Below are 15362 nucleotides of genomic sequence, written 5' to 3'. Positions count from 1 at the left end.
CCAGCGGCGGTTTCCCTTGCAATTTGGTGCCGGGCGGCCTATATGCGGCTCAACAGCGGCGCAGGCGTCCACACCCTGCCCACCGGTAAGACGCACGGGCCGCCACGGCCCGTTTTTTGTATTTGGGGAAACTGAATGACCGACCTCATCGCCAAGACCGCCATCGACCGGCGTCTGGCCGAGATCATCGCCCCGGTCATCGAGGATCTGGGTTTCGAACTGGTGCGCATCCGCCTGCAAGGCGGTAAGACCGCCACCTTGCAGATCATGGCCGACCGGCCGGAAGGCGGCATCAACGTCGACGACTGCGCCGATATTTCGACCGCGGTCAGCGCGGTGCTGGATGTCGAGGATCCGCTTGAGGACGCTTATCATCTTGAGGTTTCAAGCCCCGGCATCGACCGCCCTCTGACCCGGGTTAAAGATTTCGCCACCTTTGAAGGTTATGAGGCAAGGTTGGAAACCAACCAGCCCATCGACGGGCGCAAGCGCTTCAAGGGCGTGCTCGCGGGCGTCGAGGGTGACGAGGTGCTGCTTAATATCTCCGAAGGTGATGAGACCCACACCATCGGGCTGAATTTCGACTGGCTTTCAGATGCAAAGCTGGTCCTGACCGACGAACTGATTGCCGAAATGCTACGGCAGAAAAAGGACGCGGGCGTACAGATCGACAATCTGGACGAATCCGCCTTTGACGAGATCGAAACGGAAGCCGGCGAAGACAACGCCGCCGCGAAGGAGTGAGGAATGGCCATCACCTCTGCCAACCAGCTTGAACTGCTGCAAACTGCCGAGGCCGTTGCGCGGGAAAAGATGATCGACCCCGATCTGGTGATCGAGGCGATGGAGGACAGCCTCGCCCGTGCCGCCAAGTCGCGCTACGGCTCGGAAATGGACATCCGCGTCCATATCGACCGCAAGACCGGCAACGCCACCTTCACCCGCGCCCGCACCGTGGTCGAGGATGACGCGGTCGAGAACTATCAGGCCCAGTTCACCGCCGCGCAGGCCCTGCCCTATTTCGAACCCTCCAGGGACGGCCAGTCGGGCTGGCTGCGCGAGGGCCAGAAGCTTGAGGATTTCTCAGGCAGGCCTCAGCCCGGCGATGTGTTCGAGGAACGCGTTCCTCCGGTCGAGCTGGGCCGCATCGCCGCGCAATCGGCCAAGCAGGTGATCCTGCAAAAGGTCCGTGAGGCCGAGCGTGACCGCCAGTACGAGGAATTCAAGGACCGCATCGGCACCATCATCAACGGTGTCGTCAAACGCGAGGAATACGGCAACATCATCGTCGATGTCGGCCGTGGCGAAGCGATCCTGCGCCGCAACGAAAAGATCGGCCGCGAAAGCTATCGCCCGAACGACCGCATCCGCGCCTATGTCAAGGACGTGCGCCGCGAGGCCCGCGGTCCGCAGATCTTCCTGTCGCGCACCGACCCGCAGTTCATGGCCGAACTGTTCAAGATGGAAGTGCCGGAAATCTATGACGGCGTCATCGAGATCAAGGCCGTGGCCCGTGACCCCGGCTCGCGCGCCAAGATCGCCGTGATCAGCTATGACAACTCGATCGACCCGGTCGGCGCCTGCGTCGGCATGCGCGGCAGCCGCGTTCAGGCCGTGGTGGGCGAGCTGCAGGGCGAAAAGATCGACATCATCCCGTGGTCCGACGATCAGGCGACCTTCCTTGTGAACGCCCTGCAACCGGCCGAGGTCGCCAAGGTCGTCTTTGACGAGGATGCGACCCGAATCGAGGTGGTGGTCCCCGACGAGCAGCTTTCGCTGGCTATCGGTCGCCGCGGCCAGAACGTGCGGCTGGCAAGCCAGCTGACCGGGCTCGACATCGACATCCTCACCGAGGAAGAAGAGTCCAAGCGCCGGCAGGCCGAATTCAACGCCCGCACCAAGCTGTTCATGGACACGCTGGATCTGGACGAATTCTTTGCCCAGCTTCTGGTTGCCGAAGGCTTCACCGATCTCGAAGAGGTGGCCTATGTCGATGTGGACGAGCTGCTGGCGATCGAAGGCGTGGACGAAGCGACCGCAGAGGAGCTGCAGACCCGCGCCCGCGAGCATCTGGAGGCCGCGAACAAGGCCGCGCTTGAGAATGCCCGCGCCCTTGGCGTCGAGGACAGCCTGATCGAATTCGGGGGCCTGACCCCGCAGATGGTCGAGGCGCTGGCCAAGGAAGGCGTCAAGACGCTTGAAGATTTTGCCACCTGCGCCGACTGGGAACTGGCGGGCGGCTGGACCACGCAGAACGGTCAGCGCGTCAAGGATGATGGCATCCTTGAGCCCTTCGATATCAGCCTTGAAGAGGCCCAGAACCTCGTCATGACCGCCCGTGTCATGCTGGGCTGGGTTGACCCGACCGAGCTGGAATCGGCAGAAGCCGATGAAGCCGACGGACAGGAGGCCGGGGTGTAACGCCCCGGGAGATAGATGACGCGCGGGGGCCGTATCAAGGACCGCGAGACGCCCGAACGGCGCTGCATCGTCACGGGCGAGACCCAGCCTAAGGCGGGTCTGATCCGCTTTGTCGCGGACCCCGATGGCGAGGTCGTGCCTGATCTGGCTGAAAAGCTGCCCGGACGCGGGTTCTGGGTGGTGGCTGATCGCGCTGCCTTGGACAGGGCTGCGGCGAAGGGACTGTTTTCACGCGGTGCCAAAGCCCGCGTCACCGCTCCGTCCGATCTTCTTGAGATGATCGAGGCGGGGCTGGCGCGGCGGGTGACCGACACGCTTTCGCTGGCCCGCAAGGCGGGACTGGCGGTTGCAGGATTTGAAAAGGTCAAGGACTGGCTGGCCTCGGGCAAGGTCAAGGTACTGCTTCAGGCCAGCGACGGATCCGAGCGGGGCAAGGGTAAACTGTGGACGCCGCCGGGAGGCCGGTGGTTCGGCTGCATGACCGCCTCAGAATTGGGTTTGTCCTTTGGGCGCGATCATGTCATACACAGCGCGCTTGCGCCGGGGGGCCTGACCGAAAGATTGATCAGGGACGCGAGCAGACTGACTGGTCTGCGCGGGCATGACGGCGGTGCACCCGCCGGGAAGGAATGAAGATCGGATGAGCGATAGTGACGGAAAGAAACCCCTGGGTCTTGGCGGCGGCCGTTCGGGCCATGTGAAGCAAAGCTTCAGCCACGGTCGGACCCATAACGTGGTCGTCGAGACCAAACGCAAGCGCGTGGTCGTACCCGGCAAGACCGGAGCGGCTGGCGGCGCACGCGCAGGTTCGCCCTCGGCCGTGTCGGGCGACCCGTCGAAGCGCCCGGCCGGGATCTCGGATGCCGAGATGGAGCGCCGTCTGGCTGCTCTCAAGGCCGCCAAGGCCCGCGAGGTCGAAGAGGCTGCGCAGCGTGCTGCCGAGGAAAAGGCCCGCGAGGAAGAGCGCGAACGCCGCCGGCTGGAAGCCGAGGCCAAAGAGCGTGAAGAGCGTGAGCGTGAAGAAGCCCTGCGGCTGAAAGCCGAAGAGGATGAGCGCCGTGCCCGCGAGGCCGAGCTGCGTGAAAAGAAAAAGGCCGAGCTTGCCAAGCCCAAGGCAGCGCCGCGCCCGGCGGCCCCCGCCGACCGTGCCGCTGCCGAGGCCGCAGCCGTCCGCGCCGAAACCAAGGGCGTCAGCGCCGCTGGCCCGCGCAAGACCGACCGCGACCGCGACCCCCGCGGCGGGGCGGACGACCGCGACAGCCGTGGCAAGGGCCGCGAGGACAGCCGCCGCACCGGCAAGCTGTCGCTGAGCCAGGCACTGGATGGTGAAGGCGGCCGCCAGCGCAGCCTTGCCGCGATGAAGCGCAAGCAGGAAAAAGCCCGGCAGAAAGCCATGGGCGGCAACCAGCGCGCCGAAAAGCAGGTCCGCGATGTCCAGTTGCCCGAAACCATCGTGGTCTCGGAACTGGCCAACCGCATGGCCGAACGCGCGGCTGACGTCGTCAAGGTCCTGATGAAAATGGGCATGATGGTCACGGCAAACCAGACCATCGACGCCGACACCGCCGAGCTGGTGATCGACGAATTCGGCCATCGCGCTATCCGTGTTTCAGATTCCGACGTCGAACAGGTGATTGATCAGGTCGAGGACCAGCCCGAGGATCTGAAGCCGCGTCCCCCCGTGGTCACCATCATGGGCCACGTCGACCACGGCAAGACCTCGCTTCTGGATGCGATCCGCAAGACCAGCGTCGTCACGGGTGAGGCCGGTGGCATCACCCAGCATATCGGCGCCTATCAGGTTAAGACCGAATCGGGTGCGACGCTGACCTTCCTCGACACGCCCGGCCACGCGGCGTTCACCTCGATGCGCGCCCGTGGTGCGCAGGTGACGGATATCGTCGTTCTGGTGGTTGCCGCCGATGACGCAGTGATGCCGCAGACGGTCGAGGCGATCAACCACGCCAAGGCCGCCAAAGTGCCGATGATTGTCGCGATCAACAAGATCGACAAGCCCGAGGCCAACGCGCAAAAGGTCCGCACCGACCTCTTGCAGCATGAGGTCGTGGTCGAGGCGATGTCGGGCGACGTGCAGGATGTCGAGGTTTCGGCCAAGACCGGCAAAGGTCTGGAAACGCTTCTGGAGGCCATCGCGCTGCAAGCCGAGATCCTTGAGCTTAAGGCCAATCCGGACCGTCCCGCTCAGGGCGCGGTCATCGAGGCCAAGCTGGATGTTGGCCGGGGCCCGGTTGCCACGGTTCTGGTCCAGCACGGCACGCTGAAGCGCGGCGATATCTTTGTCGTCGGCGAACAGTGGGGCAAGGTGCGCGCGCTGATCAACGACAAGGGCGACCGTATCGACGAAGCAGGCCCCTCGGTTCCGGTCGAGGTTCTGGGCCTGAACGGCACGCCCGAAGCGGGCGACGTGCTGAACGTGGTCGAAACCGAAGCCCAGGCGCGCGAGATCGCCGATTACCGTATTCAGGCAGCCAAGGACAAACGCGCCGCTGCCGGTGCCGCGATCACCCTTGACCAGATGCTGGCCAAGGCCAAGGCGGATGAAAACGTCGCCGAACTGCCCGTGGTCATCAAGGCCGACGTGCAGGGTTCGGCCGAGGCGATCGTCCAGGCGCTGGAAAAGATCGGCAACGACGAAGTACGCATCCGCGTGCTGCATTACGGCGTCGGCGCGATCACCGAATCGGATGTCGGTCTGGCCGAGGCCAGCCGCGCTCCGGTCATCGGCTTCAACGTCCGCGCCAATGCCCCGGCCCGCAATGCTGCCAACCAGAAAGGGGTCGAGATCCGCTATTACTCGATCATCTACGATCTGGTTGATGATATCAAAGCGGCGGCTTCGGGTCTGCTGTCGGCCGAGGTGCGCGAAACCTTCATCGGTTACGCCGAGATCAAGGAAGTGTTCCGCGTCTCGGGCGTCGGCAACGTCGCCGGCTGTCTGGTCACCGAAGGTGTGGCGCGACGCTCTGCCGGCGTGCGTCTGCTGCGCGACAACGTGGTGATCCACGAAGGCACGCTGAAGACGCTCAAGCGCTTCAAGGATGAGGTCAAAGAGGTCCAGTCCGGTCAGGAATGCGGTATGGCCTTTGAAAACTACGACGACATCCGCAAAGGCGACATCATCGAGATCTTTGAGCGCGAGGAGGTACAGCGTCAGCTGTGATACTGCGCAGAATGAGACAAAAGGGCGGGCCTGCGGGTCCGCCCTTTTCATATCCGCCGCCCCTTGCGCGGGCACTTGCGCAAAAAAAAAACGGGGCCCGACAGGGCCCCGTTTCGGCATTCCAGATAGTTCGCTTGCCTCAGGACAAGACGGGTTTGCCCTCATAGGTCTTGGTGCCTACCCGGACGACAATGTTCCCATTCGCCTGCTGCCGCTCAAAAACACCTTGAACAGAAATGCAGCTACCGATCGTGATCGTGCGAATCATGTCCAATCTCCTCCTCTTGAGGATTTCAGGATTGTCACAAATTCGTTAAATGTTAATCGGGAATGTGCAAATATACTGCAAGTTGTTGATATGATCCCCGCTCGCGTGACCGATATGTCTCATATCCAGTCGCGCAGGATGGGAATTAGCGGCAAATCAGCGGGTGGCATCGGGTATTTGTTCAATTCCGAGGCACGCGCCCAGGACAGTTTTTGCCCTTCACGAGGCATTGGCACGCCCTGCCAGCGCCGGCAGGCATAAAGCGGCATCAGCAGATGGAAATCTTCATAGGCGTGGCTGGCAAAGGTCAGAGGCGCAAGACAGGATTGCCATGTCTCGATCCCCAGCTCTTCGTGCAGTTCGCGGATCAGCGCGGCTTCGGGGGTCTCACCCGGCTCGACCTTGCCGCCCGGAAACTCCCACAGGCCTGCGAGGGACTTGCCCTCGGGGCGCTGTGCCAGCAGGACGCGACCGTCGGTGTCGATCAGAGCGACGGCCGCAACAAGCACCATTTTCATGAGCGGTAATCGGCGTTGATATCAATGTAGCGATGCGTCAGGTCGCAGGTCCAGACCGTGCGCTGCCCCTTGCCCAGCCCCAGGTCGACGCCGATGATCAGGTGGTCGCGCTTCATATAGGCGCTGGCGGCGGCCTCGTCATAGCTGGGCGCGCGCCAGCCTTTTTCGGCCAGGACCATGTCGCCAAAGCGGATGCACAGCCGGTCGCGGTCAGCCTTGGCACCGGACTTACCGACGGCCATGACCACGCGGCCCCAGTTAGCATCCTCACCGGCGATGGCGGTTTTCACCAGCGGCGAATTGGCGATAGCCATGGCCACGCGATGCGCATCGGCATCATTAGCCGCACCGGTGACCTGCACTTCTACGAATTTTGTCGCACCTTCGCCGTCACGGACCACCTGCTGGGCAAGATCCAGCATCACCTGCGACAGCGCCTTGCCAAAGGCCCGCGCCGGGGCCGAACGCAGATCGGTGATCGGCGCAGCCCTGGACTTGCCGGTCGCGGCAAGGATCAGCGCGTCCGAGGTCGAGGTGTCGCTGTCCACGGTGATCGCGTTAAAGGTCTGATCCAGGCGCGACGACAGCATCCGTTGCAACATCGCCGGCGCGATCTGCGCATCGGTAAAGATATAGACCAGCATCGTCGCCATATCCGGCGCAATCATGCCCGAACCTTTGGCGATGCCAACGATGTTGATCGGCCCGCCCTCACCCTGAATGGTCGCCGAAGCACCTTTCGGGAAAGTGTCGGTGGTCATGATGGCACGCGCCGCATCCGCCGCACCCGAGACGTCCAGACTGGCCGCCAGATCGCCGATAACGGCGGTGATGCGCTCGGCCGGCAGCGGCTCGCCGATCACCCCGGTCGAGGATGAGAACACCCGCTCACGCGGCACGCCCAGCGTCTTGGCGACGCCACCGGTGACAGTATCGACCGCCTCCTGGCCCAGCCGGCCGGTAAAGGCATTGGCATTTCCCGAGTTCACGATGATCGCCGCGCCTTTGGCCGTGTCCTGTTTCAGCGCCAGCTTGGCCTGACAGTCCAGAACGCAGGCCGCACGGGTCGAGGATTTGGTGAACGCGCCCGCGATAGCCGTACCCGGCGCCAGCCGGACCAGCATGACATCGGTACGGCCCTTGTATTTGACCCCTGCGGCACCGGCGGCGAATTCCACCCCCTCGACCACCGGCAGATCGGGAAACCTGGCCGGCGCCAGCGGAGAGACCGGGTTCCCGGGCTTGGCCACCGCCCCGATCGCGGCACCTGCGGCCGCACCAGCCCGGGCCTCGATGCCGGCTGCGGCCTCTTTCAGCGCAGATTTCAGCTTTTTCAGCTTTTTCTTTAGCGTCTTCAGCTTTTCAGCATCGGAAAGGCCGGACTTCTTGTCATCGGTCTTGGCCATGGCTCACTCTCCAAGGATGTCGGTCTTGTTCAGCAGATCGGGGGTCAGGCCTTCGGTCTTTTCGATCTTGGCCTCGCCCACGCGTTTTTCGATCTCGGCCTGCACACGGTCGCGACGGACCTGCACGGCAAGTTGTTCTTTGACCTCTTCAAAGGCGGGCGGAGTGACCTCGCGGGTGTCGTTCAGCTTGATAACATGCCAGCCGAACTGGGTCTCGACCGGCTCAGAGACCTGACCCTTTTCCAGTTTCTTCACCGCTTCGGCAAAGGGCTCCACCATCTGCTCGGGCTGGAACCAGCCCAGATCGCCTTTGTTAGGACCCGAGGTGTCGGTCGATTTCTCTTCGGCGAGCTTGCCGAAATCGGCGCCCTCAGCCAGTTCCCTGGCGATGGCGTCGGCCTCTTCCTTGGTTTTCACCAGGATATGGGCGGCGCTATATTCCATGCGCGGGCCGGCATCTGCACCAATTGCCTGATCATAGGCGGTTTTCAGCTCAGCCTCGGTCGGCTCGGCAGCGGCGACCTTTTCCAGCACCGAACCGGCCAGATAGGCGCGCTTTTCGATCTCAAGCGCCACGGTATCGCGCTTGCTCAGCGGCTCGGCCCCCTGGGCAACGGCGGTCTGGCGGATCATCTGGTCCAGCATCAGATCCCACAGCGCCGTATCGGGCAGGCCCTGCGTGGCCTGAGGGTCCAACCCGTCGCGCATGGCAATCATCTGGCCAAGGGTGATCGTCTCGCCATTGACGGTGGCGACAACGGTATCAGCGTCCTGCGCCCAGACGGGCAGACCCGACAGGACCCCCGACATCAGCACCGAGGCAGCGAGAAGCGGTTTCAGCATGGTCTTCCCTTTCATGGGACGGCGCGTCCACGTACAGGTGAACGGGCGCAAGCGTTGACAGTGGGGCAACCGGGGCATACATCCGGCTCAACCGAAAATGCGCGCCCGTCGCCGTTTTTCCGGCCCCGTGATAGGGCAAGGCGAATGGTGCCGGCAAGTGGGCGGAACGTCCGGCGCAGCCCCAGATACGCGATTTTGAAGGTTCATATGCTCGGCATCGGAAACTTGGCGAAACTGGTCTTTGGAACACCCAACGACCGCAAGGTGAAATCAGTCCGCCCCCTCGTGGCCCAGATCAACGCGCTGGAAGAGGAGTTCCGTGCGCTCTCCGATGCCGAACTGATCGGCAAGACCCGCGAATTGCAGGGCCGGGCGCAATCGGGTGAGGATCTGGACAAGCTTCTGCCCGAAGCCTTTGCCAACTGCCGCGAGGCAGCGCGCCGGGCACTTGGCCTGCGCGCCTTTGACACCCAGCTGATGGGCGGGATCTTTCTGCATCAGGGCAATATCGCCGAGATGAAGACGGGCGAGGGCAAGACGCTGGTCGCGACCTTCCCGGCCTATCTGAACGCGCTGGCGGGCAAGGGTGTGCATGTCGTCACCGTCAACGACTATCTGGCCAAGCGGGACGCACATTGGATGGGCAAGGTCTTTGCCCAGCTGGGCATGACCACCGGCGTCGTCTACCCTTTCCAGCCCGACGAGGAAAAGCGCGCCGCCTATCAGGCCGACGTGACCTATGCCACGAACAACGAGCTGGGCTTTGACTACCTGCGCGACAATATGAAGGGCTCGATTGATCAGATGGTCCAGCGCGGGCATTTCTATGCCATCGTGGACGAGGTTGACTCGATCCTGATCGACGAGGCTCGGACGCCGCTGATCATCTCGGGGCCAAGCCAGGACCGCAGCGAGCTTTACAAAACGCTCGACAAGTTCATCCCTGAACTGACGCCCGAGCATTACAAGCTGGACGAAAAGTCCCGCAACGCCACCTTTAGCGAGGAAGGCAACGAATATCTGGAAAAGCGGTTGCAGGCGGCGGGCGTGCTGCCCGAGGGGCAGACGCTTTACGACCCCGAATCGACCACCATCGTCCACCACGTCAATCAGGCCCTGCGGGCGCATAAACTGTTCCAGCGCGACCAGCACTACATCGTCCGCGACGATGAGGTCGTACTGATCGACGAGTTTACCGGCCGGATGATGAAGGGCCGCCGCCTTTCGGACGGGCTGCATCAGGCCATCGAGGCCAAGGAAGGCGTCGCCATCCAGCCCGAAAACGTCACGCTGGCCTCGGTTACCTTCCAGAACTACTTCCGGCTTTATGACAAGCTGTCGGGCATGACCGGCACTGCCGCCACCGAGGCCGAGGAATTCGCCGAGATCTATAAGCTTGGCGTGGTCGAGGTTCCGACCAACCGCCCCGTGCAGCGTATCGACGAACATGACCGCGTCTATCGCACCGCGGCCGAGAAATATGCCGCCGTGATCGAAACGATCAAAGAGGCACATGCCAAAGGTCAGCCGATCCTTGTCGGCACGACCAGCATCGAAAAATCCGAGATGCTGTCGCAGATGCTGAACAAGGCTGGCATCCCTCACAACGTTCTGAACGCCCGCCAGCACGAGCAAGAGGCCAAGATCGTCGCCGATGCCGGCAAGCTGGGCGCGGTGACCATCGCCACCAACATGGCCGGCCGCGGGACCGACATCCAGCTGGGCGGCAACGTCGAGATGAAAGTGCTTGAGGCGCTGGCCGAGGACCCCGAGGCCAACCCCGACGAGATCCGCGCCCGGATCGAGGCCGAACATGCCGCCGAAAAGCAGGCGGTACTAGAGGCCGGCGGCCTGTTCGTTCTGGCAACCGAACGCCACGAAAGCCGCCGCATCGACAACCAGCTGCGCGGCCGTTCGGGCCGTCAGGGCGACCCCGGCCGTTCGCTGTTCTTCCTGTCGCTGGAAGATGACCTGATGCGCATCTTTGGCTCTGAACGGCTGGACAAGGTTCTGTCCACCTTGGGCATGAAAGAGGGCGAGGCGATCGTTCACCCCTGGGTCAACAAATCTCTGGAACGCGCACAGGCCAAGGTCGAGGGCCGCAACTTTGACATCCGCAAACAGCTGCTGAAATTCGACGATGTGATGAACGACCAGCGCAAGGCGATCTTCAGCCAGCGTCTGGAAATCATGCATACCGAAGAGGTCGGCGATATCGCAGCGGATATGCGCTCGCAGGTGATTGACGATCTGATTGATGAATATCTGCCGCCCCGCGCCTATGCCGAGCAATGGGACGTCAAGGGTCTGCATGACGCGGTGATCGACAAGCTGAACATGGATCTGCCCATCGCCGATTGGGCGGCCGAGGATGGTGTCGATCAGGACACGATCCACGAGCGTATCCAGCAGCACACCGATTCCTATATGGCGCAAAAGGCCGAGCAGTTCGGCCCGGAAAACATGCGCCAGATCGAAAAGCAGGTTCTGCTGCAACAGATCGACAGCAAATGGCGCGAGCACCTGATCACGCTAGAGCATCTGCGCTCGGTCGTGGGCTTCCGCGGCTATGCACAGCGCGATCCGCTGTCGGAATACAAGACCGAAGCGTTCCAGCTGTTTGAATCCATGCTTGACGGTCTGCGCATTGATGTGACGCAGCAGCTGGCCCGTATCCGTCCGCTGACCGATGCCGAACGCGAACAGATGCTGCGCGAATACCAGCAGCAGCAGGCAGCGGTGCAAGAGCAGATGCACCCTGAGCATGAAGAGGCCGAGGGCGGCGAAGTCTCGGGCCGAGTGGCGGGCTTTGACGAGACCGACCCCACCACATGGGGTAATCCGTCGCGCAACGATCCCTGCCCCTGCGGCTCGGGCAAAAAGTTCAAACACTGCCACGGCGCGCTGGCATGAATTAAGGGGCCCCCGGGCCCCTTTTTCATATCGTTACGGTGCTGGCGGCCGCCTAGTCGGGTACCAGCATATACCCCGTGCCACGCACGGTCTGCAGATAGCGCGGCTCTTTGGGATCAGGCTCGATCTTGCGGCGCAGGCGAGTGATCTGCACGTCGATGGCGCGTTCGGAATTCTCACCCGCATCCTCGGCCGGGCTGCGGCCCAGATCCTCGATCAATTCGGTGCGGCTGACCGGCTGGCGCGGCGTATCGGCCAGTCGCTTCAACAGCGCCTGCTCGGTCCCGGTCAGGCGCAAGGGGGTCTCACCCTGCCACAGCTCGCCTTTGTCGGCGTCATAGCGCAGCGGACCAAGGGACAGGAACTTTGGCCCCTTTGTCTCGGCCGCAGGCATGCGGCGCAGGATGGCAGCAATGCGCAGCAGCAGTTCGCGCGGCTCAAAGGGCTTGGGCAGATAGTCGTCCGCGCCGCTTTCAAGCCCTTCGATCCGGTCCTCGGTCTCGCCCTTGGCGGTAAGCAACAGGATCGGCGTGTTCATACGCTTGCGCAGGTCGCGGGTCAGCGCAAACCCGTCCTCGCCCGGCATCATCACGTCAAGCACGATCAGGTCGAAATCCAGACCACCAAGCAGGCGCCGTGCATGGGCGGCGTCACGCGCGGTAGTGACCAGAAAATCGTTGCGCAGCAAAAAGCGGCGCAAGAGGCTGCGGATACGCTCGTCATCATCGACGACCAGAATATGGGGCGCGGGCTGCGAGTCGGGATTGGTCATGTCACTCGGGCATTTCCCTTAGCGCGTGATACTGGCGCAGGGTTTCCTGGTCCATCATCGCCTCAAGCACCTGGCGAAAGCCAGCCACCGCCTGCGGTCCGGCGGCACGATAGGCGGCGCGCATACGGGCACGCTGCGCCTCGGACAGCCGGCGTTCAAGCAGCGCGCCCTTTTCGGTCAGGTAAAGCTGCCGCTCGCGCCGGTCACGGCGACCAATACGGCTTTCAACCAGCCCGTCCTCGATCAAGGTACGCAGCACACGGTTCAGCGACTGCTTGGTCACACCCAGCACATCCAGCAGCGCCGTCACCGTCAGACCTGGCTCGCGATTGATGAAATGGATCGCGCGGTGATGGGCGCGGCCATAATCAAGCTCGGTCAGAATCATGTCGGGATCGGCGGTAAAGGCCCGATAGGCGAAAAACATCGCCTCGATGCCGCGACGAAGCTGGTCGTCGGTCAGAAACAGCAGGTTTTCGCCCCCCGCCGGCGCAGCGCCCACCTTGTCCTGCATGACTTCTCCGTAAACCATTACCTTGTATTACGTCAGACTTGTTGACTTTCCAACCATGAATGGATAGCCCGGACGTCAAGTTGCGCAACTTTCTTTGCCAGACAGGGTAATGAAACGCAACATTCCGAACACATAACCGGCCGGAGGGAAAAATGGCGGGCGCATATGATGATCGTGACGGCAAGATCTGGATGGATGGCAAGCTGGTCGATTGGCGGGATGCCCAGGTGCACATCCTGACCCACGCCCTGCATTATGCAAGCTCGGTCTTTGAAGGCGAGCGTTGCTACAACGGCAAGATCTTCAGGGGGCACGAACATTCGCTGCGTCTGATCGAATCGGCCCGGCTGCTGGACATGACCTCGCCCTATACCGCTGAAGAGATCGACCGCGCCAAGGATGAGGTTCTGGCCGCAAACGGGTTCAAGGACGCCTATGTCCGTGCGGTTATGTGGCGTGGCTCGGGCGAGGATATGGGGGTTTCGGCCCGCCGCAACCCGGTGCGCATGGCTGTCGCCGCCTGGGAATGGGGCAGCTATTACGGCGATGCGAAATGGCAGGGCGCCAAACTCGACATCGCCAAGTGGAAACGCCCCAGCCCCGAGACGATCCCCACCGCCGCCAAGGCCGCCGGGCTTTACATGATCTGCACTATGTCCAAACACGCCGCCGAGGCGAAAGGCTGCTCGGATGCGCTGTTCATGGACTGGGAGGGCTATGTCGCCGAGGCCACCGGCGCCAACATCTTCTTCGTCAAGGATGGCGAGGTGCATACACCGCTGGCCGACCGCTTCCTGAACGGCATCACGCGGCAGACCGTCGTCCAGATGCTCAATGACAAGGGCATCGCCGTGCATGAACGCCGCATCCGCCCTGAAGAGCTGGCGGATTTTCAGGAATGCTTCCTGACCGGCACCGCGGCCGAGGTGACCCCGGTCGGGCAGATCGGCGACTGGCATTTCCAGGTCGGCGACACCACCCGCAAGATCGCCGAAGAATATGAACAGCTGGTCCGCGCCTGATCGCAGATCGCAGGACAAAAAACCGGCCGGGCCCTGACGCCCGGCCGGTTTTCATTTGCGGGTTACGGGATCAGACCCGATGACCCCGCTCGATCCGGGCGAATTCCGCAGCACGGCGATTCGCCGCCTCGTCACGGGCACGGGGCCGCGTGCGCAGCGTGATAATGGACGGGTGAAGGCCGGATTCGCGTTCCTGCCGCGTGAAATATTGCGTGCGGCCGGAACTGCTTTCCTGACTTCGGTCAGCGATATGTCTGGTCATGTTCGGTCTTCCTCCTGCAACAGAGTATAGCGCGAATGCGCGGGCATTTCACCCCTTGGCCCGCGACAGCTGACCTCAGGCCGCCTTGATGCCCGGCGCAGCGGCCAGCATGGCATGCAGCGCCACCGGGTCCTCATTGGCACGCAGCTTGGCGCGCAGGTCCTGATCACGCAACGTGCGTGAGACCAGCGCCAGCGCCTTGAGGTGATCAACGCCCGAGTTCTTGGGCGCCAGCAACGCAAAGATCAGATCCACCGGCTGGCGATCCACCGCGTCGAAATCCAGCGGCTTTTCCAGCCGCAGGAACAGCCCGACCACGCGATCCAGCCCGTGCAGCCGCGCGTGCGGCAACGCCACGCCATGCCCGACGCCGGTCGGCCCCAGGCTTTCGCGTTCCTGCAGCGCGTCCAGCGTCTGCGCCGCGTCCACACCATAGACCGCCCGCGCCTGTTCGGCGATTTCCTGAAACAACCGCTTCTTGCTGGTGGTCTGGCTCATCGTCCGCACTGCGGCAGGGGAGAGAATGTCGCTGATCTGCATGTCGCCCGAAATTGTCAGGTCCCGGCCGCGGGCTGCGCGACCGGGACGATTGGTTCAACAAGACTGCCCGTCTGGTACCAGTCTAGCTCAAGTTGCGGGGGTCGATCCAGCCTACGTTACCGTCATCGCGACGATGAACCACGTTCACGCCCCCATGTTTCTCGTTCCGAAAGACCAGCAGCGGGCTGCCGGCCAGTTCCATCTGCATCACCGCCTCGCCAACCGACAGGGTGGGCACGCGGGTCTCCATCTCGGCGATGATCATGGGCTGCAGGCCGTTTTCCTGCGTTTCCCATTCGTCCTCATCGGCGGCAAGCACATACATCCCCGCCTGTTCGAATTCAACCGGCTGGGTCCGATCCTTGTAATGGTCCTTAAGACGGCGCTTGTAGCGGCGCAGCTGCTTGTCCATCCGCTCGCGGCATTGCTCGAAAGCCGCATAGATATCCGTGGCGCTGCCCTTGGCCTGAACAGTCAGCCCGGTTGAGAGATGCACCACGGCGTCGCATATGAATTCATGCGCGTTACGGGAAAAGATGACCGTCGCATCCGTAGGGCGTTGCGAATACTTTTCGATGGTCACGCCAAGCTCGGTCTTGACATGAGTCGAAAGCGCCTCACCTACGTCGATCTGTTTTCCGCTGATCTGGTAGCGCATGGTCTTCGTCCTTTCGGTTGCCCGGGCTGTGGTTGCGGCCCTTG

15 protein-coding genes are annotated in these 15362 nt (G+C 62.7%); 6 read left to right on the top strand and 9 right to left on the bottom strand.

Translation table 11 applies throughout. The annotated features are described in order from the left end of the window. The first annotated feature begins 135 nt into the window (after positions 1–135). From rimP to infB, 4 genes are read left to right on the top strand one after another with little or no spacing between them, the layout of a single operon-like run. Positions 136–744: a ribosome maturation factor RimP gene (gene rimP / locus PARACOCCUSGL_RS0104505; RefSeq protein WP_010393537.1), complete on the top strand. Its 609-nt coding sequence runs from the start codon at positions 136–138 to the stop codon at positions 742–744. Positions 745–747: 3 nt separating this feature from the next. Continuing rightward, positions 748–2421, top strand: coding sequence for a transcription termination factor NusA (nusA, locus tag PARACOCCUSGL_RS0104500; protein WP_010393534.1), 1674 nt, complete (start codon positions 748–750; stop codon positions 2419–2421). Positions 2422–2436: 15 nt separating this feature from the next. Beyond that, positions 2437–3054, top strand: coding sequence for an RNA-binding protein (locus PARACOCCUSGL_RS0104495; RefSeq protein ID WP_010393531.1), 618 nt, complete (start codon positions 2437–2439; stop codon positions 3052–3054). A 7-nt stretch (positions 3055–3061) separates the two neighbouring features. Continuing rightward, positions 3062–5602 carry a translation initiation factor IF-2 gene (gene infB / locus PARACOCCUSGL_RS0104490; RefSeq protein WP_010393530.1) on the top strand — a complete coding sequence of 847 codons (2541 nt, stop codon included), beginning with the start codon at positions 3062–3064 and terminating at the stop codon, positions 5600–5602. Positions 5603–5741: 139 nt separating this feature from the next. Here the strand turns inward: infB and PARACOCCUSGL_RS22570 are convergent, their stop codons facing one another. The 4 genes from PARACOCCUSGL_RS22570 to PARACOCCUSGL_RS0104470 all read right to left on the bottom strand — a co-directional run bounded on the left by PARACOCCUSGL_RS22570 (position 5742) and on the right by PARACOCCUSGL_RS0104470 (position 8637). Beyond that, positions 5742–5870: a hypothetical protein gene (locus PARACOCCUSGL_RS22570; RefSeq protein ID WP_010393528.1), complete on the bottom strand. Its 129-nt coding sequence runs from the start codon at positions 5868–5870 to the stop codon at positions 5742–5744. Positions 5871–5989: 119 nt separating this feature from the next. Next, entirely contained in the window at positions 5990–6388 is a 399-nt protein-coding gene (gene mutT, locus PARACOCCUSGL_RS0104480) for an 8-oxo-dGTP diphosphatase MutT (RefSeq protein ID WP_010393526.1), read from the bottom strand. Next, positions 6385–7794: a bifunctional glutamate N-acetyltransferase/amino-acid acetyltransferase ArgJ gene (gene argJ, locus PARACOCCUSGL_RS0104475; RefSeq protein WP_010393525.1), complete on the bottom strand. Its 1410-nt coding sequence runs from the start codon at positions 7792–7794 to the stop codon at positions 6385–6387. The genes mutT and argJ overlap by 4 nt, the downstream gene beginning before the upstream one ends. Before the next feature lie 3 nt (positions 7795–7797). Next, positions 7798–8637 carry a peptidylprolyl isomerase gene (locus PARACOCCUSGL_RS0104470; RefSeq protein WP_010393522.1) on the bottom strand — a complete coding sequence of 280 codons (840 nt, stop codon included), beginning with the start codon at positions 8635–8637 and terminating at the stop codon, positions 7798–7800. Between the two features lie 207 nt (positions 8638–8844). Here PARACOCCUSGL_RS0104470 and secA point away from each other — a divergent pair, with 207 nt between their 5' ends. After that, positions 8845–11550, top strand: a complete 2706-nt coding sequence (gene secA / locus PARACOCCUSGL_RS0104465) for a preprotein translocase subunit SecA (protein WP_010393520.1) — start codon at positions 8845–8847, stop codon at positions 11548–11550. 52 nt (positions 11551–11602) lie between these two features. Here secA and PARACOCCUSGL_RS0104460 read toward each other — a convergent pair whose 3' ends face one another. Continuing rightward, complete coding sequence (locus PARACOCCUSGL_RS0104460) at positions 11603–12322, bottom strand: response regulator (RefSeq protein ID WP_010393518.1); 720 nt, start codon at positions 12320–12322, stop codon at positions 11603–11605. Position 12323: 1 nt separating this feature from the next. Continuing rightward, positions 12324–12836 carry a MarR family winged helix-turn-helix transcriptional regulator gene (locus PARACOCCUSGL_RS0104455; RefSeq protein ID WP_010393516.1) on the bottom strand — a complete coding sequence of 171 codons (513 nt, stop codon included), beginning with the start codon at positions 12834–12836 and terminating at the stop codon, positions 12324–12326. 152 nt (positions 12837–12988) lie between these two features. Between PARACOCCUSGL_RS0104455 and PARACOCCUSGL_RS0104450 the strand changes: the two genes are divergently transcribed. Then, on the top strand, positions 12989–13858 hold the full coding sequence (locus PARACOCCUSGL_RS0104450) for a branched-chain amino acid aminotransferase (RefSeq protein WP_010393514.1): 870 nt from the start codon (positions 12989–12991) through the stop codon (positions 13856–13858). Positions 13859–13928: 70 nt separating this feature from the next. Here the strand turns inward: PARACOCCUSGL_RS0104450 and PARACOCCUSGL_RS0104445 are convergent, their stop codons facing one another. The 3 genes from PARACOCCUSGL_RS0104445 to hpf all read right to left on the bottom strand — a co-directional run bounded on the left by PARACOCCUSGL_RS0104445 (position 13929) and on the right by hpf (position 15318). Further along, the gene (locus PARACOCCUSGL_RS0104445; protein ID WP_010393509.1) at positions 13929–14120 is read right to left on the bottom strand and encodes a hypothetical protein; all 192 of its coding nucleotides are present in this window, start codon (positions 14118–14120) and stop codon (positions 13929–13931) included. Positions 14121–14195: 75 nt separating this feature from the next. After that, complete coding sequence (locus PARACOCCUSGL_RS0104440) at positions 14196–14660, bottom strand: PTS sugar transporter subunit IIA (protein ID WP_010393508.1); 465 nt, start codon at positions 14658–14660, stop codon at positions 14196–14198. An 82-nt stretch (positions 14661–14742) separates the two neighbouring features. After that, entirely contained in the window at positions 14743–15318 is a 576-nt protein-coding gene (hpf, locus tag PARACOCCUSGL_RS0104435) for a ribosome hibernation-promoting factor, HPF/YfiA family (RefSeq protein ID WP_010393507.1), read from the bottom strand. Positions 15319–15362 lie beyond the last annotated feature (44 nt).

It is taken from the genome of Paracoccus sp. TRP (assembly GCF_000185925.1).
Lineage (GTDB): Bacteria > Pseudomonadota > Alphaproteobacteria > Rhodobacterales > Rhodobacteraceae > Paracoccus > Paracoccus kondratievae.
Note: the sequence above shows the minus strand (reverse complement) of the source record. Positions and strands in the feature narration are given on the sequence as shown.